The organism is Pseudarthrobacter albicanus, assembly GCF_018224015.1.
Taxonomy (GTDB): Bacteria; Actinomycetota; Actinomycetes; order Actinomycetales; family Micrococcaceae; genus Arthrobacter; species Arthrobacter albicanus.
In genome coordinates this window covers 55,405-80,851 of the sequence record NZ_JAGPOT010000031.1, presented here as the reverse complement: position 1 = coordinate 80,851, position 25,447 = coordinate 55,405, and the positions used below count along the sequence as shown (strand labels likewise).

At 65.2% G+C, this 25,447-nt stretch carries 21 protein-coding genes and 2 pseudogenes; 18 read left to right on the top strand and 5 right to left on the bottom strand.

Features of this window, described 5'->3' with window-relative positions:
* A partial coding sequence (locus J9611_RS09180) for a PLP-dependent aminotransferase family protein (RefSeq protein WP_504741947.1) occupies positions 1-625 on the top strand: 625 nt, incomplete at its 5' end.
* A 169-nt stretch (positions 626-794) separates the two neighbouring features.
* On the top strand, positions 795-2,192 hold the full coding sequence (locus J9611_RS09175) for an L-serine ammonia-lyase (protein WP_211879507.1): 1,398 nt from the start codon (positions 795-797) through the stop codon (positions 2,190-2,192).
* Here J9611_RS09175 and J9611_RS09170 read toward each other — a convergent pair.
* Positions 2,173-3,717, bottom strand: a complete 1,545-nt coding sequence (locus tag J9611_RS09170) for a PucR family transcriptional regulator (RefSeq protein ID WP_211879506.1) — start codon at positions 3,715-3,717, stop codon at positions 2,173-2,175. The two genes, J9611_RS09175 and J9611_RS09170, sit on opposite strands and share 20 nt — an antisense overlap.
* Positions 3,718-3,926: 209 nt before the next feature.
* On the opposite strand from J9611_RS09170, the gene speB reads away from it, so the two are divergent.
* From speB to J9611_RS09130, 8 genes are all read left to right on the top strand, one after another.
* A complete protein-coding gene (gene speB, locus J9611_RS09165) occupies positions 3,927-4,931 on the top strand; it encodes an agmatinase (RefSeq protein WP_211879505.1) in 1,005 nt (334 codons plus the stop codon).
* A gap of 180 nt (positions 4,932-5,111) precedes the next feature.
* Complete coding sequence (locus J9611_RS09160) at positions 5,112-6,584, top strand: purine-cytosine permease family protein (RefSeq protein ID WP_211879504.1); 1,473 nt, start codon at positions 5,112-5,114, stop codon at positions 6,582-6,584.
* A gap of 93 nt (positions 6,585-6,677) precedes the next feature.
* A complete protein-coding gene (locus J9611_RS09155) occupies positions 6,678-8,180 on the top strand; it encodes an aldehyde dehydrogenase family protein (RefSeq protein WP_211879503.1) in 1,503 nt (500 codons plus the stop codon).
* A 28-nt stretch (positions 8,181-8,208) separates the two neighbouring features.
* Positions 8,209-9,501, top strand: a complete 1,293-nt coding sequence (locus J9611_RS09150) for a D-arabinono-1,4-lactone oxidase (RefSeq protein WP_211879502.1) — start codon at positions 8,209-8,211, stop codon at positions 9,499-9,501.
* A gap of 176 nt (positions 9,502-9,677) precedes the next feature.
* Positions 9,678-10,436 carry an SDR family NAD(P)-dependent oxidoreductase gene (locus J9611_RS09145; protein ID WP_211879500.1) on the top strand — a complete coding sequence of 253 codons (759 nt, stop codon included), beginning with the start codon at positions 9,678-9,680 and terminating at the stop codon, positions 10,434-10,436.
* A 38-nt stretch (positions 10,437-10,474) separates the two neighbouring features.
* On the top strand, positions 10,475-11,398 hold the full coding sequence (locus J9611_RS09140; RefSeq protein WP_211879498.1) for an NAD-dependent epimerase/dehydratase family protein: 924 nt from the start codon (positions 10,475-10,477) through the stop codon (positions 11,396-11,398).
* A gap of 47 nt (positions 11,399-11,445) precedes the next feature.
* The gene (locus tag J9611_RS09135; protein WP_211879496.1) at positions 11,446-12,273 is read left to right on the top strand and encodes a polysaccharide deacetylase family protein; all 828 of its coding nucleotides are present in this window, start codon (positions 11,446-11,448) and stop codon (positions 12,271-12,273) included.
* Between the two features lie 155 nt (positions 12,274-12,428).
* Positions 12,429-13,922 carry an APC family permease gene (locus tag J9611_RS09130; RefSeq protein ID WP_211879494.1) on the top strand — a complete coding sequence of 498 codons (1,494 nt, stop codon included), beginning with the start codon at positions 12,429-12,431 and terminating at the stop codon, positions 13,920-13,922.
* A 232-nt stretch (positions 13,923-14,154) separates the two neighbouring features.
* Here J9611_RS09130 and J9611_RS09125 read toward each other — a convergent pair.
* Positions 14,155-14,889, bottom strand: a pseudogene (locus tag J9611_RS09125) (hypothetical protein); the annotation flags it as partial.
* Between J9611_RS09125 and J9611_RS09120 the strand changes: the two are divergent.
* A pseudogene (locus tag J9611_RS09120) lies at positions 14,873-15,376 on the top strand (serine hydroxymethyltransferase); the annotation flags it as partial. The pseudogenes J9611_RS09125 and J9611_RS09120 overlap by 17 nt on opposite strands.
* Before the next feature lie 63 nt (positions 15,377-15,439).
* On the opposite strand, the gene J9611_RS09115 reads toward J9611_RS09120, so the two are convergent.
* Positions 15,440-15,994, bottom strand: coding sequence for a TspO/MBR family protein (locus J9611_RS09115; protein ID WP_211879492.1), 555 nt, complete (start codon positions 15,992-15,994; stop codon positions 15,440-15,442).
* 172 nt (positions 15,995-16,166) lie between these two features.
* On the opposite strand from J9611_RS09115, the gene J9611_RS09110 reads away from it, so the two are divergent.
* Both J9611_RS09110 and J9611_RS09105 read left to right on the top strand, forming a co-directional pair.
* Positions 16,167-17,240, top strand: coding sequence for a lipid II:glycine glycyltransferase FemX (locus tag J9611_RS09110; RefSeq protein ID WP_211879490.1), 1,074 nt, complete (start codon positions 16,167-16,169; stop codon positions 17,238-17,240).
* A gap of 32 nt (positions 17,241-17,272) precedes the next feature.
* On the top strand, positions 17,273-18,769 hold the full coding sequence (locus J9611_RS09105; RefSeq protein WP_211879488.1) for a threonine/serine exporter family protein: 1,497 nt from the start codon (positions 17,273-17,275) through the stop codon (positions 18,767-18,769).
* Positions 18,770-18,828: 59 nt separating this feature from the next.
* Here J9611_RS09105 and J9611_RS09100 read toward each other — a convergent pair whose 3' ends face one another.
* Both J9611_RS09100 and J9611_RS09095 read right to left on the bottom strand, forming a co-directional pair.
* A complete protein-coding gene (locus J9611_RS09100; protein ID WP_211879486.1) occupies positions 18,829-19,668 on the bottom strand; it encodes a siderophore-interacting protein in 840 nt (279 codons plus the stop codon).
* A 133-nt stretch (positions 19,669-19,801) separates the two neighbouring features.
* Positions 19,802-20,584 carry a uracil-DNA glycosylase gene (locus J9611_RS09095; RefSeq protein ID WP_307857060.1) on the bottom strand — a complete coding sequence of 261 codons (783 nt, stop codon included), beginning with the start codon at positions 20,582-20,584 and terminating at the stop codon, positions 19,802-19,804.
* 93 nt (positions 20,585-20,677) lie between these two features.
* Here J9611_RS09095 and J9611_RS09090 point away from each other — a divergent pair, with 93 nt between their 5' ends.
* The 5 genes from J9611_RS09090 to groL all read left to right on the top strand — a co-directional run bounded on the left by J9611_RS09090 (position 20,678) and on the right by groL (position 25,428).
* The gene (locus J9611_RS09090) at positions 20,678-21,010 is read left to right on the top strand and encodes a DUF3263 domain-containing protein (RefSeq protein WP_211879482.1); all 333 of its coding nucleotides are present in this window, start codon (positions 20,678-20,680) and stop codon (positions 21,008-21,010) included.
* A gap of 91 nt (positions 21,011-21,101) precedes the next feature.
* Entirely contained in the window at positions 21,102-21,749 is a 648-nt protein-coding gene (locus J9611_RS09085) for a LytR C-terminal domain-containing protein (protein WP_211879480.1), read from the top strand.
* A 173-nt stretch (positions 21,750-21,922) separates the two neighbouring features.
* Entirely contained in the window at positions 21,923-22,126 is a 204-nt protein-coding gene (locus J9611_RS09080; protein ID WP_211879478.1) for a cold-shock protein, read from the top strand.
* Positions 22,126-23,451 (top strand): ABC transporter substrate-binding protein, encoded by a 1,326-nt coding sequence (locus J9611_RS09075; protein ID WP_372447776.1) that lies wholly within the window; start codon positions 22,126-22,128, stop codon positions 23,449-23,451. The genes J9611_RS09080 and J9611_RS09075 overlap by 1 nt, the downstream gene beginning before the upstream one ends.
* 339 nt (positions 23,452-23,790) lie before the next feature.
* Positions 23,791-25,428 (top strand): chaperonin GroEL, encoded by a 1,638-nt coding sequence (gene groL / locus J9611_RS09070; protein ID WP_211879476.1) that lies wholly within the window; start codon positions 23,791-23,793, stop codon positions 25,426-25,428.
* Positions 25,429-25,447: the final 19 nt, after the last annotated feature.

Sequence of the window (25,447 nt, the reverse complement as noted above, 5' to 3'; positions counted from 1 at the left end):
GCACGCCCACGTCACGACGTCCACGACGCACAAGACCCTCGCCGGTCCGCGCGGCGGGATCATCCTGTCCAACGACGCGGACATCGCGAAGAAGATCAACTCCGCGGTGTTCCCGGGCCAGCAGGGCGGCCCGCTGGAACACGTCATCGCCGGGAAGGCCGTGGCCTTCAAGATCGCGGCATCCCCGGAGTTCAGGGAACGCCAGGAACGTGTCCTGGCCGGCGCCCGGATCCTGGCCGACCGCCTGGTCCGGCCGGACGTCACCGCCCAGGGGATCAACGTGATCTCCGGCGGCACCGACGTGCACCTGGTCCTGGTGGACCTGCGCGACTGCGAACTGGACGGCCAGGAGGCCGAGGACCGCCTCGCCGCGATCGACATCACCGTCAACCGCAACGCCGTCCCGTTCGACCCGCGCCCGCCCATGGTCACCTCCGGGCTGCGGATCGGCACCCCCGCGCTGGCCACCCGCGGCTTCGGCGAAGCGGCGTTCCATGAAGTCGCGGACATCATCGCCGAAGCACTGACCGCCGACGCCGGCACCGACCTGACCGGCCTCCGCGCCCGGGTCGAGGCCCTCGCCGCCGCCCACCCGCTCTACCCCTCGGTTGCGAACCTCGCCTAAGGGACGTATTACAGAAGTAGTAGCAATACAGATCACGACGCCGGGCCGCCGCCACCAGCTGCCGCCCGGCGTCGTGCATCCGGCAGTGCTGCCGCGCCCACCGGCGGACGCACCGCCTACCGGCAGAACCATCTGCCGGGCCACAGCAAGACCTAGTTAGGAAACGCACATGGCCGTTGGAGTCTTTGATTTGTTTTCCATCGGAATAGGACCATCCAGTTCGCACACGGTGGGCCCGATGCGGGCCGCCGCGGTGTTCGCCGAGGAGCTCAAGGCGACCGGAAACCTGGACCGGGTGGCGTCGCTGCGCGTTGACCTTTACGGGTCCCTCGCCGCCACCGGCCGCGGGCACGGCACGATGACCGCGATCCTGCTGGGACTGGAAGGCTACCACCCCGAGCTGATCCTCCCCGAGGAAGTGGAAGAGCGGCTGGCCACCATCGCCGAAACCGGCATCCTGAACCTGGCCGGTGAGGTTCCCCTGCACTACGGGGAATCCGATATGGTCCTGCACCCCCTGACCGTGCTCCCGCGGCACACCAACGGGATGACTTTCACGGTCTCCGACGCCGGCGGCGGGACCCTGCACAGCGCGACGTTCTTCTCCGTCGGCGGCGGCTTCATCATCCGCGACGGCGAGGAAGACGCGGCCCAGAAGGAACTCGACGAATCCAAGCAGGAACTGCCGCTGCCGTTCCGCACCGCCGCGGAACTCCTGGACCACTGCGCCGCCCGGGGCCTGTCCATCGGGCAGGTCATGCTCGTCAACGAACGCGCCTCCCGCACCGAGGCCGGGATCCGGGACGGGCTGCTGCACATCTACTCCGTCATGGAAGGCTGCGTGGACGTCAGCCTCAAGCGGACGGGCCTGCTCCCCGGCGGGCTGAAGGTCCGCCGCCGGGCCCCCGACTGGCACGAGCGCCTGCTCAAGGAGGACAAGGGCCACGACCCGATGTACTGGCAGGAATGGGTGAACCTGATCGCCCTGGCAGTGAACGAGGAGAACGCGTCCGGCGGCCGGGTTGTCACCGCTCCGACCAACGGTGCCGCGGGCATCATCCCCGCCGTGCTCTACTACGCCCTGCACTTCGCCCCCGGCATGGACCAGGCCAGCCAGGCCGACCGCGACGACGTCGTGGTCAAATTCCTGCTGACCGCCGCCGCCGTCGGGGTGCTGTACAAGGAACAGGCATCCATCTCCGGCGCCGAGGTCGGCTGCCAGGGCGAGGTCGGCTCGGCCTCCTCGATGGCCGCGGCCGGCCTGGCCGAGGTCATGGGCGGCACGCCCGCGCAGGTGGAGAACGCCGCGGAAATCGCGATGGAACACAACCTGGGCCTGACCTGCGACCCGATCGGCGGGCTCGTCCAGATCCCCTGCATCGAACGCAACGCGATCGCCGCCGCGAAGGCCATCAACGCCGCCAAAATGGCGCTCTGGGGCGACGGCTCGCACCGGGTCTCCCTCGACGAGGTCATCGTGACCATGCGCGAAACCGGCAAGGACATGTCCTCCAAGTACAAGGAAACAGCCATGGGCGGCCTCGCCGTCAACGTTCCGGAGTGCTGACCTCTGCCGTCGGCAGACGCCGCGGATTGCCCTGGAGGTCCATGGCTTCGTGGATCTGCAGGGCAAACCACAGTTGCGCCAGCGTGGAGGTTTCGGTCATATCAAGGCCTGTCAGCTCACTGATCTTCCGGATGCGATAGATGATGGTCTGCCGATGCGCGAACAGGGCCGCCGCCGTTTTCTGCCAGGACCGTTGCATGTTAAGGAACGTCTTCAGCGTGACGATGAGGTCCCCGTTTTCTCCCTGTTCGTACTCGAAAATGGGTCCGAGGAGCCGCTGGACCAGTGCGTTGCCTTCCTCAAAGCTGGTGAGCCCCAGCCACGAGGGTCCCTCGGCATAGCGGACCAACCGCTCTCCGGTGCTTGATGCCGTCCCAAGTGCCCACATCGATTCCTGAAGAGCTCTCTGCACACCAGCGGCCGCGGAAGGCCGGCTGATCCCGATCCTCACGTCCGGGGGGACGGTATGACGCAGCAGATCGCCGGTGCAGTCTGAGGCGACAGCCAAGTGCAATGTATTGAACCTGCGCTGGGACGCCGATGGATAGCCGTGCCGCCAAAGATCAACGTGGATCCCTGCCAGGCGCTCACCGTCGTCGCTGGACATAGAGATGATGAGGAATTCCCGTGTCGAAATCCCGAACTCAGGCAGCCGGCTTTCAATATCGGCGATGCCCAGGCGCCCGTCGAAGGCCTGCACTAGGAACTCCGCACCCAGCCGGCGCTGGTTCTCGAGGGACAGCACCGTCCGTGACAGCTCCAGTCCAAGGACTGTGGCCGCATGGAGCAGCACCACCGCATCCGGGAGCGGCTCGGATTTCGGCAGCACCACCAGAAGCGCATTGGCGTGAGTCGGAATATCCATCATGAGAAGGTGACTTTCCCCCAAACGGTGCCACTGGAACTTCTTGCTGGCCACCGGTGACTTGCTGGTCAGCGGTTCAAGTTGCTGCCTTAGGTCCGGCGGCAACGACTGGCCTCCGGGATGCCAGGCATGCAGGCACCGTCGATCAACCACGAAGAGGCTGGCGTCGAGTTCAGCTTCGATGCCCAGGATCAGACTGAGCCAGTGGTCGTCAGATGGCCCCGCCAGCCGCAGCAGGTCATAGATACGGGCCGTCTGACGCAGTCTGCGGGACTCCTCAAGCAGCGAAGACTCAGCGACCGAACGTGCGATGGCGATGAACGGAAGCGGGTAGGGGATGTTGATGACCGGCAGCGGCAGGCGGTCACAGGCTTCGAGGAACTGGGGAAGGAGCTCAGGGGCATGCATCTGCTCGCCGATCGCCAGGGCACTGGCACCTGCGTTGACCAGTGCCTCGGCAAGCTCAACCTGACCCTCGGGATCCGCCGGAATGGAGAGCCCGTTGGTCATCATGAGCTCGCCGCCCGTGATCCATTCCCACAGGCGCGGGAGGTCGGAAGTGTGGGCCCAGGTGACCCGGTTGCCCAGGCCGGCGGAGCCCGCCAGGAGGGTCAGGCCCAGCTGGGGTTCGGCCAGCAGTTCGGCCACGGTGATCGCCATGCGTGGTTCCTGTTCATGAGTCCGGAGGCCACCCCCAAGCCGCTTATACACATGTATAAGCCCTTCCGTCATTTGTAGTCAATCTGCGCATGTACCGCGTGACGCCGATCACTAATAGTTAAGGCGTAGACCTCAACCGGCGCAGGAGCTCAGCACGGAGAAGAACCTGCCAGGCCGGCTGAAACCAAAACAACTGGAGGATCCCTGTCATGACCACGCACAAGCCAATCGGCCCCGTCGACGCAACCAAGGTCCCCCGCTACGCGGGCCTGGGCACCTTCGCCCGGCTTCCTCAGATCGACCGTGTCCCGGACTACGACATTGCGATTGTCGGTGTCCCGTTCGACGGCGGTACCTCCTACCGCCCGGGCGCCCGCTTCGGTCCGGCTGCTGTCCGTGAAGCGTCGCGGCTCCTTCGCCCCGGCTACCACCCCGAGCTCGACGTCGAGCCCGTGTACGAAGCCCAGGTTGTAGACGCCGGCGACATCGCCTGCACCCCCTACGACATCGCCCGCGCAGTCCGCGAGATCGAGGAGCAGGCCCTCCCGCTCCTCGGCGACGCCGACTCCGGCAAGAAGCTCATCTCCATCGGCGGCGACCACACGATCGCGCTCCCGATGCTGCGGGCATTGAACAAGGTCCACGGCCCGGTGGCCCTGCTCCATTTCGACGCACACCTGGACACATGGGACACCTATTTCGACCAGCCGGTCACGCACGGAACCATCTTCCGCCGGGCCTTCGAAGAAGGCCTTCTCGTCGAAGACAAGTCGATGCACGTGGGCATCCGCGGCCCGGTTTACGACCGTAACGACTTCCTCCGCGACCACGAGTTCGGCTTCCAGATCATCCGCTGCTCTGACCTGGACGTGATCGGGGTTCCGGCCGCGATCCAGCGCGTCAAGGAGCGGCTGGGCGACACCCCGGTCTATGTCTCCATCGACATCGATGTCCTGGACCCGTCCTACGCGCCGGGCACCGGCACTCCGGAAATGGGCGGGCTCCACTCCCGCGAGCTGCTGGCGCTGCTCCGCGGACTGAACGGCATCAACATCGTGGGCGCCGACGTCGTTGAGGTCGCTCCGGCCTACGACCACGCAGACATCACCACAGTCGCCGCAGCGACCCTGGTCTTCGACCTCCTCGCCCTGATGGTGAACCGCAGCAAGGCCTCCGCCAACGTCGCCCGGGAGCTGCAAGCGGCCACCGTTTGAGCCACAACTGCTGAGCAATCGCGCCTGATTCGTACATATGTATGAACAGGTTTACGGCAACTATTCAATCGCCGGATTTCCCCTGTGACAAAAGTCACGAATGATTGGTACATCAGATCCCGTGCTCGACGAAGCGCCGGGACAGAACAAAGAGGTTCCCATGAACTCCTGGAACGCATCATGAGCGCTCACCCCACTCACGCCGTCGCGGCCGAGGTGCCCCGGCTCGAGGACAAGACCATTCAACCCATCCCCGCAAACGAACGCCACGGAAAAGCCCGGGACCTTTTCACCATCTGGTTCGGTTCCAACATCATGATCATGACCATCGTGACCGGGGGACTCGCGACCACGGTGTTTGGGCTCAGCTTTGTGCCCGCCATCGTCGGAATCATCATCGGGAACCTTGTCGGTGGCATCTTCATGGCCCTGCATTCGGCCCAAGGCCCGCAACTGGGCGTGGCGCAGATGATTCAGACCCGCGGCCAGTTCGGTTCGTACGGGGCGCTGCTGATCGTTGTCATCGTGGTGATCATGTACGTCGGGTTTTTTGCGGCGAACCTCGTCTTTGGCGGCGAAGCACTGGCCGCAGTCAACCCGGGCATCAGTGTTGACGCAGGCATCATTGTCATTGGCGTCGTGAGCGTCGTTGCCACCATCTTCGGCTACCGGCTCATCCACGCCTATGCACGCTTCTTGAGCATCGTGGCCGGTCTGGCGTTGGTGCTGGCCTTCGTCTGGATCCTGTTCGTCCACGGATTGCCGGCCAGCTTCCTGGACCAGGGAAACTTCAACTGGGTGGGCTTCATGGGCACCATCTCCGTCTCCGCCCTCTGGCAGCTCGCCTACGCTCCCTACGTCTCGGACTACTCCCGCTACATGCCTCAGGGCACCGGCTCGGCCCCGGCGTTCTGGGCCTCCTACTCAGGCTGCGTATTGGGAACACTCTTCCCGATGGTCTTGGGTGCCTTGGTGGGAACGCTCGCCCTGACACTGATCAACGATGGCAGCAACGTCGAAATAGTCGGGAGCCTGGGAGCCCTGCTCCAGCCATGGACCATGGCAGTCATCGGAATCTTCTGCCTCGGCGTTGCAGCATCGAACGCCATGAATCTCTACTGCGGGGTCCTGTGCACCCTCACCATCGGGCAGACGTTCAGGCCGACCTGGTTGCCCCACGCCAAGACCCGGACCATTGCGGCAGTCCTCCTTTTCACCCTCGCCCTCCTGATCGCGCTGTTCGCCCGCGACAATTTCATCTTCTTCTACACGAACTTCCTCTCCTTCCTGATGTACGTCCTGGTTCCCTGGACGGCCATCAACCTGGTCGACTACTACCTCCTGCGGCACGGCGACTACAGGGTTGAAGACTTCTTCAAACGCGACGGCGGGGTGTACGGAAGGTTCAACTGGGTTGCGATCGGAGCCTATGTTGCCGGCGCACTGATCCAGGTTCCGTTCTCGGCAACAGCGATGTACACCGGCCCCCTTGCCGCGGCGATGAACGGCGTGGACCTCTCCTGGATAGTTGGCCTGGTGGTCGTTGCACCCCTGTACTACTTTGCGGCGCGCGTGTTCCGGAAGAATCCGGATGCGGCCCCCTTTCAGTCACCCGCATTCGCAACTGACCTGATTGAGGCGCCGCGGGCGTAACGCCACCACGAGCGTATCGCCCACTACGGGCGTACTGCCCACCCACATAAACTCCCGACGCCGAGACCGGCGCAGAAAGCAAGGCGAAATATCATGACACTCACTGGCATCGAGCAGTTCACAGTCCGACGCTCTTCCGCGGAGCAAAGCTGCGCCAGCGTTTTGCCGCCCACCGGACACTTCATCGGTGGAACGTTCCTTCCCGGTTCCTCGACCCGGCACATCGACGTCGTAGACCCCACTACGGAGCAGGTCATCGCGTCCGTGCAGGCCGGCACAGCCTCGGATGTGGACCTTGCGGTTGAGGCGGCCGTGGCGGCCCAGAAGTCCTGGGGCGCCACGACACCAAAGGAACGTTCCGAGGTGCTCTCCCTGATCGCCAACATCATTGAAACCAACCGTGAAGCATTCGAAATCATCGAGTCCGCCAACACCGGTAAACCGCGAACCGTCGCGGAGGACGATGTCTCCAGCACCATCGACACCTTTCGGTTCATGGCCGGGGCTTCCCGCACACTGACGTCCATGGCAGGTGGCGACTACGCCACCGGACACACCTCGGTCATCCTCAGGGAACCCGTCGGCGTCGTCGGCGTTATCACCCCTTGGAACTACCCGCTGCTGATGGCTGCTTGGAAGATCGCGCCCATCCTGGCCGCCGGAAACAGCATCGTCCTCAAGCCCTCGGAACAGACTCCGCTCTCGACTCTGAAGCTGGCAGAACTTGTAGCCGGACGCATCCCTGATGGAATTCTCAACGTCGTGACGGGACAAGGCCGAACCGTTGGGCAGCGGCTCGCCGAACACCCTGATGTCGCCCTCATCGCGTTGACGGGGAGCGTCGTCAGCGGACAGGCAGTGGCGGAGACCGCGGGCAGGTCCGTCAAGCGCGTCCATCTGGAACTAGGCGGCAAGGCCCCTGTTGTTGTCTTCCCCGATGCCGACCTCCGCGCGGCTGCCGCCGGCGTGCGAAACGCCGGCTTCTGGAATGCCGGCCAGGACTGCGGCGCTGCCTGCCGCGTGCTCGTCCACGAGTCCGTGGCTGAGGAGTTCACCGAGCACCTGGTACGTGAAGTCGGCACGCTCGTCGTCGGCGCTCCAGGCGCAGGGGACGACGTGGAAATCGGTCCCATGATTTCGCGCCCGCACTTCGAACGCGTGAAGGAATCGCTTGCCGAGGCAAAGGCTGCGGGTCTTCAGGTGGCCATCGGTGGCTCGGCCTTGGAGGGCCCCGGCTACTTCATTGAACCCACAGTGATCAGCAAAGTACCGGCCGGGGCGCATATTGCTACCCACGAAATCTTCGGCCCCGTCGTCACCGTCGAGTCCTTCAGTTCCACTGAAGAGGCCATTACTCGGGCCAACGAGAGCCCCTACGGCCTTTCTGCCTCGGTATGGACGCGGGATTCGAGCCTCTCGCTCAGCGTTCCGAAGCAACTCGATTTCGGCACCGTCTGGGTCAATTCACACCTGGTTTTGGCTTGCGAGGTTCCGTGGGGCGGATTCAAGGGATCCGGCTATGGCCGCGACCTCTCGCTGTATGCCCTGGACGATTACTCCCGGACCAAGCACGTCATGATCAACCACGGCGCATGAGCGTTAAGACCAGCATCGGAGCCCAGCAATGACCACCACGAATCATCCCCACGCCGCGTCGGCGCGCGCCGCAACCCCGTCCGCCCCCTTCGGGACAGACGTAACGTGGACCAATTGGGGCGGAAACCAGAGCGCCACGCCGGCCTTCACCGTCCGGCCGCGGACTGAACAGGAGGCGCTCGACGCCGTCCGGTTCGCCATCCGCGAAGGCCTGCCCGTACGCGCCGTCGGCTCAGGGCATTCGTCCTCTCCGCTTGTCCAGACGGGCGGCGTCCTGATGGACATGTCTGCGCTTTCGGCAATCACCGGAACCGACCTCATCGGGCGCCGCGCGCGGGCCCTGGCCGGCACCACCATCAGCGCCTTTGGCGATCCGCTGTGGGAGCAGGGGCTGGCGCTGGGCAACCAGGGCGACATCGACAAGCAGCAGATCGCCGGGGCACTCTCGACCAGCACCCACGGCTCCGGAAAGAATCTGGGCAGCTTCTCCTCAGCCCTGCGTTGGGTCAGGCTGATCAACGGCTACGGCGAAATCGTCGAAATCGGTGAAGGGCAGCTCCGCGAACTCAGGGCCGCCCAGGTCGCTTTGGGGACGCTCGGAATTTTCCTGGAGATCGAACTGGCGGTCGAGGACCGCTATTACCTGCAGGAGGAGATTACGTATCCCACGTGGGCGGAGACCGCGGCAACCTGGCAGGCTGACATCGACGCGAACAGGCACTACTCGTTCCTCTGGTGCCCGGACAACGATTCTTGTGAGCTCCTGGACCTGCCCGGTTCGCCGGGCCAGAGCATGGCAAACCGCAGCTACACCAAGCGGTACAACATCGCCCAGGTCCAGGACGAGCGTGAAATTTCCGGCACGGAGGGTGCCCGGCTGGACCGGTCTTACCGCATCTACCCGGGCGGATTCACCACACCGTTCCATGAACTCGAGTACTTCGTTCCCAGCGAGCACGGACTGGAGGCCGTCGAGGCTGTCCAGGATCTGATCCGTACCAAGCATTCGGACCAGAAGTACCCCGTCGAGGTCCGCTGGGTGAAAGCCGACGAAGGGTACATGTCCCAGTTCCAAGGACGCGACACCACCGTCATTACCCTGACCACCGAACCTGAAACCGACTACTGGCCCTTCTTCCGGGATGCGGATGCGGTGCTGCAGGAATTCGAGCCACGCGCACACTGGGGAAAGATCCATTTCATGACGAGGAGCCGCTTGGAGCGTCTCTACCCGGAGCTTGACACCTTCATCCAGATACGCCGCGAGTTCGACCCCCGCGGAATGTTCCTTAACGACCACACTCGGGCCCTCGTAGGCTAAGGCAGCAATCCCGGCGTATGCCCCCGGGCCGGGCTCGGGGGCATAATTTCCGCCCTCCGGCTTCTGGCCCCAACTGCCGTGAGCGGCACCATGCGCGGGCTGCGCGTACTGCCCATACCTTGTAGCACCCGAAGTAGTCCACCTCAAACTACCAATTCGATGCGGGAAGAGAAGACATGAGCCATTTTCAGGACAAGGCCTACCTTGTCACCGGAGCCAGTTCCGGCATCGGTCTCGCGACCACTCGAGCCCTTCTGGCGCAAGGGGCAAGGGTTGCAGCAGTCGGGCTCCCGGACCGGTTGCTTGATGACGCAAGGCGCCAACTGTCGGGCGCAGTGATCTTCCTCGAAGCCGACGTATCTGAGTCCCTGCAGGTCGATAGCGCATTCGCCCAGGCGGAAGCAGAACTTGGACCACTGAGCGGAGCCTTCAACGCCGCAGGGATCTCCTGTGTTGCGCCCATCGCCGAAACGTCCGACGAACTGTGGCAGAGACTGATCCAGGTGAACCTGTCCGGCACTTTCCACTTCGCCAGGGCAGCGGCGCGAACGCTCACATCCAACGGCGGTGGATCGCTCGTCTGCACTGCCAGCGAGCTGTCACTCGTCGGCCAGGCAGGCTACACCGCCTACACCGCGACCAAGGGCGGCGTACTTTCGATGATTCGGTCTTTGGCCGCCGAACTTGCACCTGCCGGCGTCCGGGTCAACGCACTATCGCCAGGCACGACAGATACGCCTATGCTCGCGGCCGAGTTCGCGAACGAAGAAGAACGCGCCAGGGACGAAGCTTCCGTACCACTTGGCCGATTCGCCCTGCCTGAGGAGATTGCAGCCGCGGCGCTCTGGCTACTGGGTCCTGAATCCTCATATGTCACGGGAACAAACCTTGTCGTCGACGGTGGTCGAACGACGACGTTCCCGCTTGGACATTGAACCTCCCATCTAACACACGTACTGAAAGGCAAAATCACATGAGCTCTGTCCTGGTCACAGGTGGTGCCGGATTCACTGGCCGCCACATAATCAACGAACTCGCCGACGCCGGCCATCAAACGGTCAGCTACAACCGGGACTTCCTCGAGGCTCCACGCCCCGACGTCATTTCCGTTCAGGGCGAGCTCTTCGATATCCCTCGTCTCCTCGAGGTATTCAAGGAGCACGACGTCGACACCATCGTCCATACCGCCGCAATATCCCACCCGACCTATTCCCTGAGCTTTCCCCTGGCAACCTTTGCTGCCAACGTCGAGGGAACGGTGGCGGTTTTCGAGGCGGCACGACTCCACGGCGTCAAACGGATCATCAACTTCTCCTCCGAGTGCGTGTACGGAAAGACCTCAGCACCTGTAGTTCTCGAATCGGAGCCAGTAAATCCCACGACACCGTACGCCGTAACGAAGGTTACCGGGGAATGGCTCGGCCAGGTCTACGGCGACAGGTATGGAATCGACGTTATCTCCCTGCGCATCGGCCAGGTTTACGGACCCGGAAACCGCATGGATGAAATCATGCGGGATATCATGCGCGGCGTAGTCCGCGACGGTTTATTCTCACTCGACCACGGGGCCGATCACCGCTACAACCTGGTCTACGTCCGCGACGTCGCTCTTGCCATACTGGCGGCAGTCCAGGCACCGCAAACAGCCTCAGCCAGGCCCCTGGCCTACAACATCTCCGGCAGCGAATACTGGACACTGAGCGACGTCGTCAAAGAAGTTCGAATTGCGTTCCCGGACGCCACCGTGGAGATCGGGCCCGGGACGGATCCAACCTTGGACTTGCAGGGCCACTTCAGCATCGCTTCCGCAGCCACGGACCTGGGCTACGAATCGGCCTGGCCGCTGCAGCGGGCCCTCGGCGATTACGCAGAATGGCTCTCCACTCATGACTTCTGACCTCGATAAAAGCGGTTGGAGGCAGGGGGGCGGCGTGCGTTGCCGCGTTGACGTTCGACGTCGACGCCGAGTCCCCCATCCTGGCCGCCGGCCGCCGCTATGCCGACAATGCGATGGCGATGACTCACCAGGCGTTCGGACCCAAGGTGGGTGTTCCTCGGATTCTCCAAATGTTGAAAGATGTACAGCAGCCGGCGACATTCTTCATTCCAGGCGTAACCGCAGAACGATATCCGCACATGGTCGAACAGGTCCTGGAGTCGGGTCATGAGATCGCGCACCACTCACACACTCACCGCACCGCGGCGAACATGAGTTTCGACGATGAACGCGCCGACTTCGATCTGGCGCTTGCCGCACTCGGGCGCTTCGGCATTTCTCCAAAGGGGCATCGCGCCGCACTGTGGCAGCCCTCCTGGCAGACGCCGTCGTTGGTAGCCGAGTACGGGCTGACATACGATTCCAGCCTGATGGATGCGGACGTCCCGTATCTCATTGAAACCCCCGCAGGAACGGTTGCGGAGCTTCCCCCGCATTGGAGCCTGGACGACTGGGAGCAGTATGCCTTCCTTCCGGAACCCAAGATCGGTGAAATCATCCAGTCGCCACTGGTCGTCGCTGATATGTGGATTCACGAGATCGACGCAATGCGACGTCATGGAGCGCTTTTCATGCTCACGTGCCACCCGTTTCTCACTGGACGGGCAGGACGGCTGGAGGCCCTGCGGACCGTTATTGAAACGGCGCTGGAACGAGGCGACGTCCGCTTCTCGACGTGCGAAGCACTCGCGGAAGCGGCCCTCGGTGACCCGGAATTGATTGCCGGGCCCCTCAACCCCATCACAGCGTCCGCGGAGCTGTATCCGGACTACTGAACACCGGACTACTGAATCCGGCGGCACGGCGAACATTGGTGATCCCAAAACACAACAGGCCAAGGGCGAAGCCCTTGGCTGCGCATCAGCCACGCCCCCCGCGCGTTGTGAAGCTTCAACCCTAAGACCGTCCCAGCGAAAGAAGGCTCATAGCAATGAACTCCCCGTCCCAGCTGTTGTCGGATGTACCTGGTCCAACACAGGCGCGTAATCCTGAATCCCTGGAACTCAAACGGGAGATGGGGTTCTGGTCCTCCTTCTCTCTGGCGTTTGCATTCATGTCGCCAATCATCGGCTTGTACGGAGTATTTGGCTTGGCACTGATGGCCGCAGGGCCAGCCTTCTGGTGGGGTCTGTTGGTTGTCCTCTTGGGCCAGGCCCTGGTAGCGGCTGTACTTGCCGAGCTCGCTTCACGTTGGCCTGTTGCCGGCGGGGTCTGCCTTTGGTCCAGGTCCCTTCTCGGGCACACCTACAGCTGGTACGCAGGGTGGGCCTACATCTGGACCCTCATCATCACAGTTGCCGCTGTAGCCTTCGGTGGAGGCACCTTTCTAGCCTCATTGCTCGGCATCGAACAGCCTGACACGACAACGAAAATCATGCTGGGCGCCGTCATCTTGTTGGTCAGTACGATTGCCAACTCCGCCGGAAGGAAATGGCTGAGTCTGCTGGTGACGGTGAGCATCGTGTGCGAGGTCATCGCCAGCCTGGGAGTCGGGTTGGTGCTCATCATCTTCCATCGCCGAAATTCCCTCAGCACGATTCTGGACTCCTTCGGATCCGCACCCGACACAACCGCATATGTCTTTGGGCCTTTCCTTGCGGCAGTGGCAATTATCGGATGGTCGTTTGTTGGATTTGAAAGTGCGGGCGCAATAGCCGAGGAAGTTCGATCACCCGAACGCAGAGTGCCGCGGGCAGTACTGACGTCCCTGGTCACGGTGGCATCTGTCATAACGTTTTCGTGCCTGGCCCTGCTCCTCGCAATCCCGGATATCGGTGCTGCCATGTCGGGGGCAGACCCGGACCCGATTACGACAACCCTCACTGCCAATCTTGGCGAGGGAATCACCAAACCGCTCCTGGTGACCATCGTCCTGGGATTCATCGCGGGGACAGTGGCGCTGCAGGCGGCTGTATCTCGCTCGATTTTCGCATTTGCCAGGCTGGATGCCCTACCTGCGGCCAAGGTTCTGAGGCGCCTCAGCAAGACCGACCGACTGCCCATCAACGCCCTCTTAGTCTCTGCGGTCGCTTCAATGATTGTTCTTGCCCTGTCGGCATCGCAGGTGTACGGCGCCCTCATTGCGTTCGCGACTGCCGGCTTCTACGTGGCATTCATCTTTCCAGTGCTGGCCGCCCTGGTAGTTCGGCTGAAAGGAGCGTGGAAGGACGGACCCTTCAGCCTGGGAGTTCTTGGCCCAGTAGTGAACGTGGCCGCGCTGTTGTGGTTGGGTTTTGAGATCGTCAATATCGCATGGCCGCGGCAGCCAGAAGCGCCCTGGTACCAGAACTACGCAGTGATTATGGTTTTCGTGCTCCTTGGCCTGGCGGGTTTTGCGGTGGAGAGGCGCCTGCGTCAACGCAATAGTGCCCACTTGGCGACGGAGACAGAGTCGGAGCTTGAACTGTTGAAAGTCGGGCCGTGAGCGCCGCCAGGCAAATCGTTTACCAATAGTCCCAAACACAAGATGAGAGGCCCCGTGATCAGATGAATATCGGGGCCTCTCATTTATTCTGCGTCGCATCGGCTGCCAGCTGCACTGCTTCTTATACACACTCATGAAGCGCCTCTGCTCTTTGATTCGCGAGAATCCGCTCGCGCATCACTTCGGCGGCGCGGGGCCTGCCCAGGATCCGGCCGAGCCATTTCAGGGCCCGTTCCAGCACGGTGACGGCGTCCTTCCGGATGGTCTCGCCGCGGAAGAAGCCCGGATGCAGTTTCGCGGCGACGAGCAGGACCACGACGCCAAGGGCGAGGACGCCGATCCCGAGGATGAACACCAGGCCCACCCCGAAGACCTCAGAGCCGCTGCCGAATTCCAGAGCCAGCTGTCCACGGCCGGAGATCAGTCCGGCCATGACCGTGGCGTAGCAGGATCCGAAGCGCTTGCTGACAGATGCGAAGCGCGGCGGCAGGGCGCCGTAGTGGCCCATGGCCAGCAGGCTGCGAGCCGGAGATGCCATGGTGGACTGCAGGGACGATGCGGTGCCCGACAGCACGGCCAGGGACATCAGGATGGCGAGCGGGCCCATCACCGGAGAGGCGAGGGCGGCGAAGGCGTTCGACTGGTTGTCCGGGTTGTTCAGTCCGATGCCGTCGGCTCCGGTGCCGGCCACCATGGTGGCCACGATCACGGCGAGGTAGAGGGCCAGGACGGCGACCGCCGTCGTGGTTCCTGCCCGGCCGGCGATGCCCCGGCCGCCCTTGGTTTCCTCGTTCACGGTGAGGCAGACGTCCCAGCCCCAGTAGACGAAGACGGCCAGTGCCACGAAAACGAGGCACGTAACGATGTTCACGGCCGTGTTGGAGGTCAGGTCCGCGAGCTCGGGGTTGTTGAACATCTGGGCCAGGAAGAGGTAGCGGAATTCCACCGCGACGCCAGCCGTGGCCGAGGTGGAGCGCCTGGCATAGGAGCGCAAGCCGCAACTGATCGTCGCCGGCTGGTCTGCGTACGCCCGGCAGCTGGACTTCGCCGGGTTCCGCCGGATCGCGGATTCCGTGGGTGCCTACCTGATGGTGGACATGGCCCACTTTGCCGGGCTCGTCGCCGCGGGCCTGCACCCGTCGCCGGTGCCGCACGCCTACGTCACCACGTCCACCACGCACAAGACCCTCGCCGGCCCGCGCGGCGGCATCTTCCTGAGCAACGACGCCGACATCGCCAAGAAGATCAACTCGGCGGTGTTCCCCGGCCCGCAGGGCGGACGGCGGGAGCACGTCATCGCGGGCAAGGCCGTTGCCTTCAAGATCGCCGCGTCCCCCGAGTTCAGGGAACGCCAGGAGCGGATGCTGGCCGGTGCCAGGATCCTCGGCGGGCTCGTCCAGATCCCCTGCATCGAACGCAACGCGATCGCCGCCGCGAAGGCCATCAACGCCGTCAAAATGGCGCTCTGGAGCGACGGCTCGGCGGCCTCGCCGTGAACGTCGTGGAGTGCTGAACGATCAGTTGTTGAGCGCGGCCCACAGATTGAGGGACGCGGCAAACACGACCCAGGACAGGTAGGGCAGCATCAGCAGCCCCGCCGCCCGGCTGATCGGTCCGAAGAGCGTCACCGTGGTGGCGACAGCCACGGCAAGGGCGACGATGATGGCGAAGGCGGTCCACAGCGCCGGGGTTCCGAGCACCGGGTACAGGCCGAAGAAGACCGGGGTCCAGAGCAGGTTCAGCACCAGCTGCACCCCGTAGCTGGTCAGGGCGGCGCGTGACTTTCCGCCCCGGCGGCGCCAGACGAGCCACGCGGCGACGGCCATCGCAAGGTAGAGCCCAGTCCAGACCGGGCCGAACACCCAGTTCGGCGGCGACCACGGCGCCTTGTCCGCGGTGGCGTACCAGCCGTTGACGTTGCTGACGGTGGCGAGCCCGCCGAGACCGGCCGCGAGTGCGGAGGCGCCGAGAAACAGCAGCAATGCCAGCACTTGGAGACCGGTTCCGCGCTGTCCGCTGCGCGGCGGCTGCGTCCCGGAGCCTTCGACAAGCGGTTGCTGGTTGGCCTGCATGATTCCAGCCTATCTTGTCCGCCGGGAGCCCCGACGGGAGCCCCGCCGGGGCGCCGTCGGGGCGCTGGTCGTGGCTCCGTGCGGCCCTCGGTCCGGGGTAGGGCCGATAGACTTGTGGCTGCATGTCATCGTGCCGCCGAAGCCCGTTCCGCGAAGATTGGATACCGCACACTTGCGTGAATTCACTGCCCGCTTTGCCTCCGCCGACGAGGTCGCCAACTGGGACTCCCATGTCACGGCGAACCCCAATGGCGGAAACCTGCTGCAGTCCGAGGCGTTCGCCGAGGTCAAACAGCACTTCGGCTGGAAGCCCCTGCGCCTGGTCTACGAGACGGCCGACTACACGAGCTACAACCTGGTCCTGGAGAAGTCCTTCCCGCTCCTGGGCAAACTCTGGTACCTGATCAAGGGGCCCGATGTGGCCTCCGTCGAGGACATCCCCGGGGTCGCCGCAGCCAACGCCGAGCTCGTGAAACGCGCCCGGCTCGGCGTCTTCGCCATCAAGATCGAGCCGGACATCATCCGCTCCGACGGGGCGAAGAGCGTCCTGGAACGCGCCGGGCTTCTCAAGACCCACAACCTGCAGCCCAATGATTCCACGGCGCTGCTGGACATCTCCCCGGAGGAAAACCAGCTGCTGCGCAACCTGCACTCGCGCGGCCGCAACGCCGTCCGCCGGGCCGTCCGCGAAGGCGTTGAGGTCCGCAACGCGGAACCGAGCGAAGAGAATTTCCGTTCCATGTACGGGCTGATGACCACTACCGTGGAGGCCAAGTCACAGGTCCGGGTCCGTGAATACGAGTACTACCGGCAGTTCTGGACCAACTTCATCGACCGGGGCCAGGGCCGGCTGCTCTTCGTCCATGAGGACGGGGTGCCCTCCGTAGGCGCCTTCGTCATCAACTACGGCCGGAAGGGAACGTACAAGGACGGCGGCTCGCTGCAGAAACGCAGCCAGTACGGCGACTCGCACCTGGTCCAGTGGACCGCGATCAACCAGCTCAAGGAACTGGGCTGCACCGAATACGATTTCTGCGGCACCCCGCCCAGCGACCAGCTCAAGGACACCGCCAACCCGTTCCACGGGCTCGGCCTGTTCAAGACCAGCTTCAGCAAGACCGTCACCGACTTTGTCGGCTGCTACGACCAGGTGCTGAGCCCGCTGAAGTACAAGGCCTGGATGGCCGCGGGGGAGCGCGTGGCCCGCCAGCTTTACACCCGCCGCACCGGCCAGCAGTTCTACTGAACCTGCTGCAAAGCGAAATTGAGGACGCCGGAATGACCAAAGAATCCGACGGCCGCCGCAGGCCGCACAACGACGGACTGCCCCGGACCGAGCCGATGTCGCCGATGCAGGTGAACCAGAACGCCGCCGCCCGGCGCATGCTGCGCCGGCTCGTCCAGGGCGAGAACCCGCCGACGGCCCCGATGAGCATCGTGGACCGGCTGGCCGGCAGCCCCTACGCCAACCCGATGATCCAGGTGGGCGGCGTAGACACCTCCGCGCGCAAGACGATCGACTTCGCGCTGCACCTGGCCGAGTCGATGTTCCGGTACGGCGCCGGAGCCCTCGAAGTCGAGACCAGCATCATCGCCATCACGGCGGCCCTGGGACTGAAGAACATCGAGGTGGACATCACCAACCAGTCGGTGGCCATCAACTATGCCCCCAAGGACCAGACGCCCATCACCCTGCTGCGTGTCGTGCGGTCCTGGACCAACAACTACGCGGGCCTGGCGAAGGTGCACCAGCTGGTCACGGACATCGTGGCCGGTGGGGTGGGACGCGAGGAGGCAGTGCGCCGGCTCGACGAAATCACCCACAGTTCCAAGCCATTCCCACGCTGGATGGTCACGGTGGCGTTCGGAGTGTTCTCCGCCGTCTTCGTCGGTGTGCTCGGCGGCGGCCCCGGAGCCTCTGCCGTCGCCTTCGTCTCCAACCTGCTGGTCAGCCTGCTGGCCCGGCAGCTGGGGCGCTGGCGCACACCGGACTTCTTCGTCACCGCCTCGTGTTCCTTCCTGGTCACCTTCATCGCCCTGCTCTTGTGGCGTTTCGGTGGCCTGGTAGGCATCCAGATACCTCCCGCCATCGTGGTGGTCGGCGGAATCCTGTTGCTGCTGCCGACGGGACGGCTCGTCTCCTCGGTGCAGGATGCGATCAACGGCTTCCCGGTCACGGCGGCCGGCCGTTTCGTCTCCACCATGCTGACCTTCGGGGCGCTCGTCACCGGAATCGCCGTCGGCTTCGTGGTCGGGGACATGACCGGCATGGAGCCGATCGACGTCACCGAAACATTCCCTCCGGCGTATCCGTGGTGGGCCGTGGGCATCATGATCGCCATCGCCGTCGTCGCGATCGGGATCACCGAACAGACCAGCTGGACGCTGCTGCTCCCTACCGCGGCCGTCGGTGTCATAGGCTATCTGGTCCTCATCGGCGGTGGCGCCGTGGGGATCGGGCCCCGGTTCGCACCTGCCCTTGCCGCCGTGGTGATCGGTCTGCTTGCCCGGGTGGTCGCTCTGCGGATGGGCGCACCCCAGCTGGTGGTGGCCGTTCCGGCCGCCCTGATCCTGCTGCCCGGACTCACTATATTCCGGTCGATGTATGTATTGACGATCGAGGAATCCGAAATCCTCATGGGAGCCGGTGGGATGCTCAACGCGGGCGCCATCGTGCTGGGCGTCGCGGCGGGCATCGTGCTCGGGGACACCCTCGCCCGGCCGCTGACGAGGAGCCAGGCCAGCAACGAACGACGGCGGGCGCGGCGCCGGTAGCGCCGGGCTGCCGCCCGGGGCAGATCTTCCTGACTAAATCTTCCCGTTAGATTTTCCTGCTAGATCTTCCCGATGGGCTGTTTCTTTTCCGCCTGGAAGTCGTCTTCCACCCGGCCTTTCGCCCAGTAACCGGACAGCGAGACCTGCCCGCGCTCCAGGCCGCGCTGGACATAGAACACGTCCCGCAGGCCCTTCATGTAGCCGCGCTCACCGTGGGCGAAGACCTGAACCTGGCCCTCGGGCCACTCGGCGTCCCGCACGGCATTGACCAGCAGTTCGCTGGAGCCGGCTGGTATGCCGCCGCGCTTCAGCCAGACGAGTTCGACGCCGGCGGGCGCCCCGATCTGCTGGATGTCGGCGTCGCCGTCGACCTCCAGGAAGGCGAGGCCGGTGGCATCCTGCGGCAGCGACTCGATGGCGGCGCTGATGGCCGGCAGCGCGGATTCGTCGCCGGCGAACAGGTGCCAGTCCGCCGTCGGGTCCGGGTTGTAGCCGCCGCCCGGGCCGGTGAAGATGAGGCTGTCCCCGGGCCGGGCGGAGTCCGCCCAGGGGCCTGCGAGGCCTTCGTCGCCGTGGATGACGAAGTCGATCGCCAGTTCCCTGGCCGCCGCATCGACCCAGCGGACGGTGTAGGTGCGGGTATGCGGCCACTGCGCGCGCGGCATGGATTCCCGGACGGCCCAGAGATCCAGCGGCTCCGGGTACCCGACGCCGGGCTGCGGGAACACGATCTTGACGTAGCGGTCCACGTAGCCGTTGTTGACGTAGCCGTCGAAGCCCGGGCCGCCGGCGACGATCCGGACCATGTGCGGTGAGAGTTGCTCGCGCCGCAGGACCGTGAGGTCTGTCTGCGGGCGGGAGTTGCGGCTGGCAGTGGTGGCGGCGGGGACAGAAGTCATGATCCTAAGCCTAGCGAAGCAGCCTGCAGCCTAGCGAAGCGTCCTGCCCCGGCAGCCGTCAAGACGCCGTACTACGACGCCGTACTCAGGCGCCGTCCTCAGACGCGCGGCAGGAAAGCGGCCAGGCAGCCGGCTACGCAAGCGGCGGCAGTTCCCAGTCCACCGTGCCGTCGCCCTGGTCCTGGAGGAGGGCGTTGGCCCGGCTGAAGGGCCTGGAGCCGAAGAAGCCCCGCGATGCCGAGAGCGGGCTGGGGTGGGCGCTGGAGAGCACCGGGCAGGATCCCAGCAGCGGCCGGACGGACTCGGCGTCCTTCCCCCACAGGACCGCCACGAGGGGCGGAGTGCCGCCGGCTGCGGTACGGCGGCTTGCGACAGCGCTGATGGCGGCCGCCGTGATGGCCTCCCACCCCTTCTGGCGGTGCGAGCCCGCCGCCCCGGCGCGGACGCTGAGGACCCGGTTCAACAGCAGGACCCCCTGGCCGGTCCAGCGGCCCAGATCCCCGTGGATGCGCGGCGGCAGGCCGAGATCGGTCTCGAGTTCCTTGTAGATGTTGGCGAGGCTGCGCGGGATCGGGCGGGTGGCGCCGTCCACCGCGAAGGCCAGCCCGACGGCGTGGCCCGGCGTGGGGTACGGGTCCTGGCCCACGATCAGGACCCGGACCGCCCCCAGCGGCTGGCGGAATGCCCGCAGCACGTTCGACGGCGACGGCAGGACCGCGTGGCCGCCGGCAACTTCGGCGGCAAGGAAGCCCAGGACGGTACGCAGCTGCCCCTCCACCGGGGCGAGCGCCGCCGCCCAGTCGGGGGCGGCGAGCCCCGCCAGGGGCAGCTCGGCCAGCTCGGCGAACCCCAAGGGCTCTGCCGCCGGCTCCAGCTGGAACAGCGCGGCGGGCTCAGAGGGATCGGAAGCAACCACAGGCTCCATTCTCGCAGGCTGCGCAATGACAACCGTCGTAGCCGCCCCGTAACATGGAGACCGAGCTTTTTTCCAGACCAGCCAAGGAGTGACGTGGCCGAAACAGCGCAAGAGCACCTGCCGGCGTCGGAAGATCCCGCCGCGGACACCGGCCCGGACGGGTCGCCCGGGGAGTCCCCGCTGAGCAGCCGGGAGCAGCAGATCCTCGCCCTCGAACGGCAATGGTGGAAGTACGCCGGGGCCAAGGAACAGGCGATCCGGGAGCTCTTCGACCTCTCCGCCACCCACTACTACCAGATCCTCAACGCGCTCATCGATACCGAGGCTGCGCTGGCGCACGATCCTATGCTGGTGAAGAGATTGCGTAGACTACGTACGTCACGCCAACGTGCCCGCACTGCACGCCGTTTGGGTTCAGAGGCGTAAAACCGCGTGAAGAACAGCCGGAAACGCAGATTCCCGCGCTGAACCCGGCCGCGGTCACTTCGTAAGAAATCAGCAAGGACGTCGTTTTACCATGACCAAATATGCTCGGGATGAATTTGATCGGGTCCCGGAGACCTCCACGCGCCAGGGTGTCCATCGGGCAGTCTCCACGCCCCGGCGCCGCAGCCTGGCTCCGATTCTGGCTGCCGGCTTCGCGGCCTTGGCCGTCGGGCTCGTGGCGTTCCTGATCCTGCCGAAGCTCGGCTTCGCCTCGGCCGGGGGTTCCTCGGCCCTGACCGCGGAGGCGGCCGGTTCCTCCGCATCGCCGGCACCCGCCGCCCCAAGCCCGACCCCCTCCAGCGCATCCCCGGGTGCGTCCGCGGGTGCCACCACCGAAGCGCCCGGCGGGTCGCCGTCGGCGTCCGCGCCGGCCGGGGACACGCCGACGGCGGCCGTCCAGCCCGTGGACAAGACGCAGCCGGTGACGATCTACAACGGGACCACCACGGCAGGGCTCGCCAGCCGCGTGGGCGGCACCGTCTCGTCCGCCGGCTGGACACTGGGCCAGCTGGGCAACTGGCCCGGGGCCCGCCAGCAGACTTCGGTCATCTTCTACAGCGGCAAGGCGCAGCAGGGCAACGCCGAGGCCCTGGGCACGCTCCTTGGCATCCCCACGATGGTGCAGTCCGCTGAATTCAACGCGCCGCTCGTCGTCGTGCTGGGGCCAGGGTTCCAGTAGTCCCTTCCGGTTACGCCTGAATAACTATTCGCCGCCGACCCGGCCCGCACCCTGCTCCCGCACGGAAGGCTGCGGATACAGTGTCTGCGGACTTGGTTTTGCATTCTGCGGTTTGCATTCCGCGGCGCACATCGTGGTGAGCCGTTCGCCAGCTAACTGAAAGTGTGGACACCATGGCACTGGGAACCGTGAAGTGGTTCAACGCCGAAAAAGGCTACGGCTTCATCACCGTGGACGGCTCCGGAGACGACGTCTTCGTGCACTGGTCCGCCATCGTCGGCGAAGGGTACCGCGCACTGGACGAGGGCCAGCGGGTCGAGCTTGAGGTCGGCGAGGGCGAAAAGGGCCCGCAGGCCGAAAGCGTCCGGCCCGCCTGATGGCCCTCCCCGCTGCGCACGCCCGACGCCGGGGGCGCGCCCTGCGCCTGCGCCCCGCCGCCGCGGGGACCCTGGCCGTCCTGGCGATGACCGCGCTGGCGATGACCGCGCTGGCGATGACCGGCTGCGCCGGGGTGTCGGGCACCGCCCGCATCACCGCGGCCGATGCCAGCGGTGACGGCACGCTGCGGGTCGGCCTCATCCTGGACAACACCGGCCGGCAAGACTTCCTGAATGCGCCGCAGCTGGCCGCGGCACGGCTCGCCATCAAGGAAATCAACGCGGCGGGCGGCCACAAAGGCAAGCCCGTGGAGCTGCTCCCCGAGACGATCAGCCAGGACACGGCCGCGCAGGCCAAGGCGCTGGTGGCGGCCGGGGCCGACGTCGTGATTGGCCCGACAGACTCCAGCCGCGCCCCCGGCGCGATCGATGTACTGTCCCATGCCAAGGTGGCGGTGGTTTCCCCGGCCAACGCGGCCGGCGGGCTCAGCAAATACAGGAGCGGCGGCTATTACTTCCGCACCGCGGCCGCCGACATCGCCCAGGCGCCGGTGCTGGTCAAGCTCGCCAGGGACGGCGGCGCCAGGACCGTCGCCGTGGTCCATGAGGAGGGCAGCTACGGCAAGGACGTCTCCGCCGCCGTGGCCGCCGCGGCCAGGCAGGCCGGACTGGACCCGGTAGCCGATGCCGAGTTCAAGCCGGGACAGGCCGGGCAGGCCGCCGCAGCCGCCAAGGCCGCGGCCCCCGACGCCGTCGTCCTCATCTCCCGCGAGGGCGCGCAGGGCGCCATCGCGGAATTGAACAACGTCGGACTGGCGGGCAGGAAGCTCATCCTCAGCGACGGCGCCGTCAACCAGTACGGTTCCGGCCTCGGCGCCCTGGCCCTCGACGGAGCCCGGGGAATCCTGCCGGGCATCTTTCCGACCGTGGACTTCCAGGCGAAGCTGGTGGCCGTCGATCCCGGCCTGAAGGACATGACCTTCGCCGCCGAGACGTATGACGCCGTCAACCTGGCCGCCATCGCGGCCGCTGCGGCCCAGGACGACGCCGGCACATCCATCGCGGCGAGGCTCGTGGCCGTCTCCGGCGGCAGGGCGGCAGACGGCGCGCAGGCCGCCGACGCGGCCGCCGCCTGCCACAGCTACCAGGAATGCGCCGAGGCGATCCGTGCGGGCCGGCGCCCCGACTACGACGGCGAGTCCGGCGGGATCAACTTCGACGCCAATGGCGACGTGACCGCGGCCAGCTACATGGTCTACAGCTATGGGGCGGGCAACTTGGCCACGATGAGCGGAAGCGAAACGGCCAACAGCAGCGGCAGCTGATCGCTCGTAGCGTATTGCGACGTTGCACTGTGCCGGTACAGAGCCCGTACCGCGCCGGTTCAGGGCCGAAACGGCCGCGCCCGGCCTCCCCACTGCTTGCACTCTCCCCGGGGGAGTGCTAATTATTGACTTAGCACTCCCGAGTATTGACTGCTAAAACGACGCCCGGTTCGCCCGGTCACGAAGTGGCGCAGCCGGTCTGGGAGCGAAAGAAATACCTGGCTGGGGTGAGATCCCGGGCCCAGCGGCGTACAGAGGCCGCCGGGCAAGGATCGTCCGTCGCGGGCACCGCAGCATAGGTTCATTCTTAACGACTGTCCCGAAAGGACTACTGCCGTTATGGCCAAGATCATTGCATTTGATGAAGAGGCACGCCGCGGTCTTGAGCGGGGCCTGAACATCCTCGCCGACGCCGTCAAGGTCACCCTCGGCCCGCGTGGACGCAACGTCGTCCTCGAAAAGAAGTGGGGCGCCCCCACGATCACCAACGATGGTGTTTCCATCGCCAAGGAGATCGAGCTGGACGATCCTTTCGAGAAGATCGGCGCCGAGCTGGTCAAGGAAGTTGCCAAGAAGACGGACGACGTCGCCGGCGACGGAACCACCACCGCTACCGTGCTGGCACAGGCCCTGGTCAAGGAAGGCCTGCGCAACGTCGCGGCCGGCGCTGATCCCCTGTCCCTCAAGCGCGGCATCGAAAAGGCTGTCGAAGCTGTCACCCGCGAACTCCTGGCTTCCGCCAAGGAAATCGAAACCAAGGAAGAGATTGCCGCCACGGCGTCCATCTCTGCCGGTGACAACGAGATTGGCGCCCTGATTGCCGAAGCCCTGGACAAGGTCGGCAAGGAAGGCGTCATCACCGTCGAGGAGTCGAACACGTTCGGCCTCGAGCTGGAGCTGACCGAAGGCATGCGCTTCGACAAGGGCTACATCTCCGCTTACTTCGTCACCGACTCGGAGCGCCAGGAAACGGTCCTTGAGGATCCGTACATCCTGATCGTCAACTCCAAGATCTCCAGCGTCAAGGAACTGGTTGCTGTCCTCGAAAAGGTCATGCAGTCTTCCAAGCCGCTGCTGATCATTGCCGAAGACATCGAGGGCGAGGCCCTGGCCACCCTGATCGTCAACAAGATCCGCGGCACCTTCAAGTCCGTCGCCGTCAAGGCTCCGGGCTTCGGCGACCGCCGCAAGGCGCAGCTCGCCGACATCGCCATCCTCACCGGTGGCCAGGTCATCTCCGAGGAAGTCGGCCTCAAGCTTGAGACCGCCGGCCTCGAACTCCTGGGACGCGCCCGCAAGGTCGTTGTCACCAAGGACGAGACCACGATCGTCGAGGGTGCAGGCGACGCCGACCAGATCGCCGGCCGCGTTTCCCAGATCCGCGCCGAGATCGAAAACTCCGATTCCGACTACGACCGCGAGAAGCTGCAGGAACGCCTGGCCAAGCTGGCCGGCGGCGTTGCAGTCATCAAGGCCGGTGCCGCAACCGAAGTTGAGCTCAAGGAACGCAAGCACCGCATTGAGGACGCTGTCCGCAACGCCAAGGCTGCTGTTGAAGAGGGCATCGTCGCCGGCGGTGGCGTTGCCCTGATCCAGGCCGGTGCCAAGGCATTCGCCAACCTGCAGCTCTCCGGCGACGAGGCAACCGGTGCGAACATCGTCCGCGTTGCCATCGACGCCCCGCTGAAGCAGATCGCCTTCAACGCCGGCCTCGAGCCCGGCGTGGTCGTCGACAAGGTCCGCGGGCTGCCTGCAGGCCACGGCCTGAACGCAGCTACCGGCGAGTACGTCGACCTGCTGGCTGCCGGCATCAACGACCCGGTCAAGGTCACCCGCTCTGCCCTGCAGAACGCGGCTTCCATTGCCGGCCTGTTCCTGACCACCGAGGCCGTTGTGGCCGACAAGCCGGAGAAGAACTCCCCGGCCATGGGTGGCGGCGACGACATGGGCGGCATGGGCGGCATGGGCGGTTTCTAACCACCCGGCTTCCAGCCTC

Excerpts from the sequence above, each read along its gene's own strand:
- J9611_RS09175 (WP_211879507.1), top strand. The coding sequence starts at position 795 with ATGGCCGTTGGAGTCTTTGATTTGTTTTCCATCGGAATAGGACCATCC.
- J9611_RS09170 (WP_211879506.1), bottom strand. The coding sequence starts at position 3,717 with ATGGCGATCACCGTGGCCGAACTGCTGGCCGAACCCCAGCTGGGCCTG.
- speB (WP_211879505.1), top strand. The coding sequence starts at position 3,927 with ATGACCACGCACAAGCCAATCGGCCCCGTCGACGCAACCAAGGTCCCC.
- J9611_RS09160 (WP_211879504.1), top strand. The coding sequence starts at position 5,112 with ATGAGCGCTCACCCCACTCACGCCGTCGCGGCCGAGGTGCCCCGGCTC.
- J9611_RS09155 (WP_211879503.1), top strand. The coding sequence starts at position 6,678 with ATGACACTCACTGGCATCGAGCAGTTCACAGTCCGACGCTCTTCCGCG.
- J9611_RS09150 (WP_211879502.1), top strand. The coding sequence starts at position 8,209 with ATGACCACCACGAATCATCCCCACGCCGCGTCGGCGCGCGCCGCAACC.
- J9611_RS09145 (WP_211879500.1), top strand. The coding sequence starts at position 9,678 with ATGAGCCATTTTCAGGACAAGGCCTACCTTGTCACCGGAGCCAGTTCC.
- J9611_RS09140 (WP_211879498.1), top strand. The coding sequence starts at position 10,475 with ATGAGCTCTGTCCTGGTCACAGGTGGTGCCGGATTCACTGGCCGCCAC.
- J9611_RS09130 (WP_211879494.1), top strand. The coding sequence starts at position 12,429 with ATGAACTCCCCGTCCCAGCTGTTGTCGGATGTACCTGGTCCAACACAG.
- J9611_RS09115 (WP_211879492.1), bottom strand. The coding sequence starts at position 15,994 with ATGCAGGCCAACCAGCAACCGCTTGTCGAAGGCTCCGGGACGCAGCCG.
- J9611_RS09105 (WP_211879488.1), top strand. The coding sequence starts at position 17,273 with ATGACCAAAGAATCCGACGGCCGCCGCAGGCCGCACAACGACGGACTG.
- J9611_RS09100 (WP_211879486.1), bottom strand. The coding sequence starts at position 19,668 with ATGACTTCTGTCCCCGCCGCCACCACTGCCAGCCGCAACTCCCGCCCG.
- J9611_RS09085 (WP_211879480.1), top strand. The coding sequence starts at position 21,102 with ATGACCAAATATGCTCGGGATGAATTTGATCGGGTCCCGGAGACCTCC.
- J9611_RS09080 (WP_211879478.1), top strand. The coding sequence starts at position 21,923 with ATGGCACTGGGAACCGTGAAGTGGTTCAACGCCGAAAAAGGCTACGGC.
- J9611_RS09075 (WP_372447776.1), top strand. The coding sequence starts at position 22,126 with ATGGCCCTCCCCGCTGCGCACGCCCGACGCCGGGGGCGCGCCCTGCGC.
- groL (WP_211879476.1), top strand. The coding sequence starts at position 23,791 with ATGGCCAAGATCATTGCATTTGATGAAGAGGCACGCCGCGGTCTTGAG.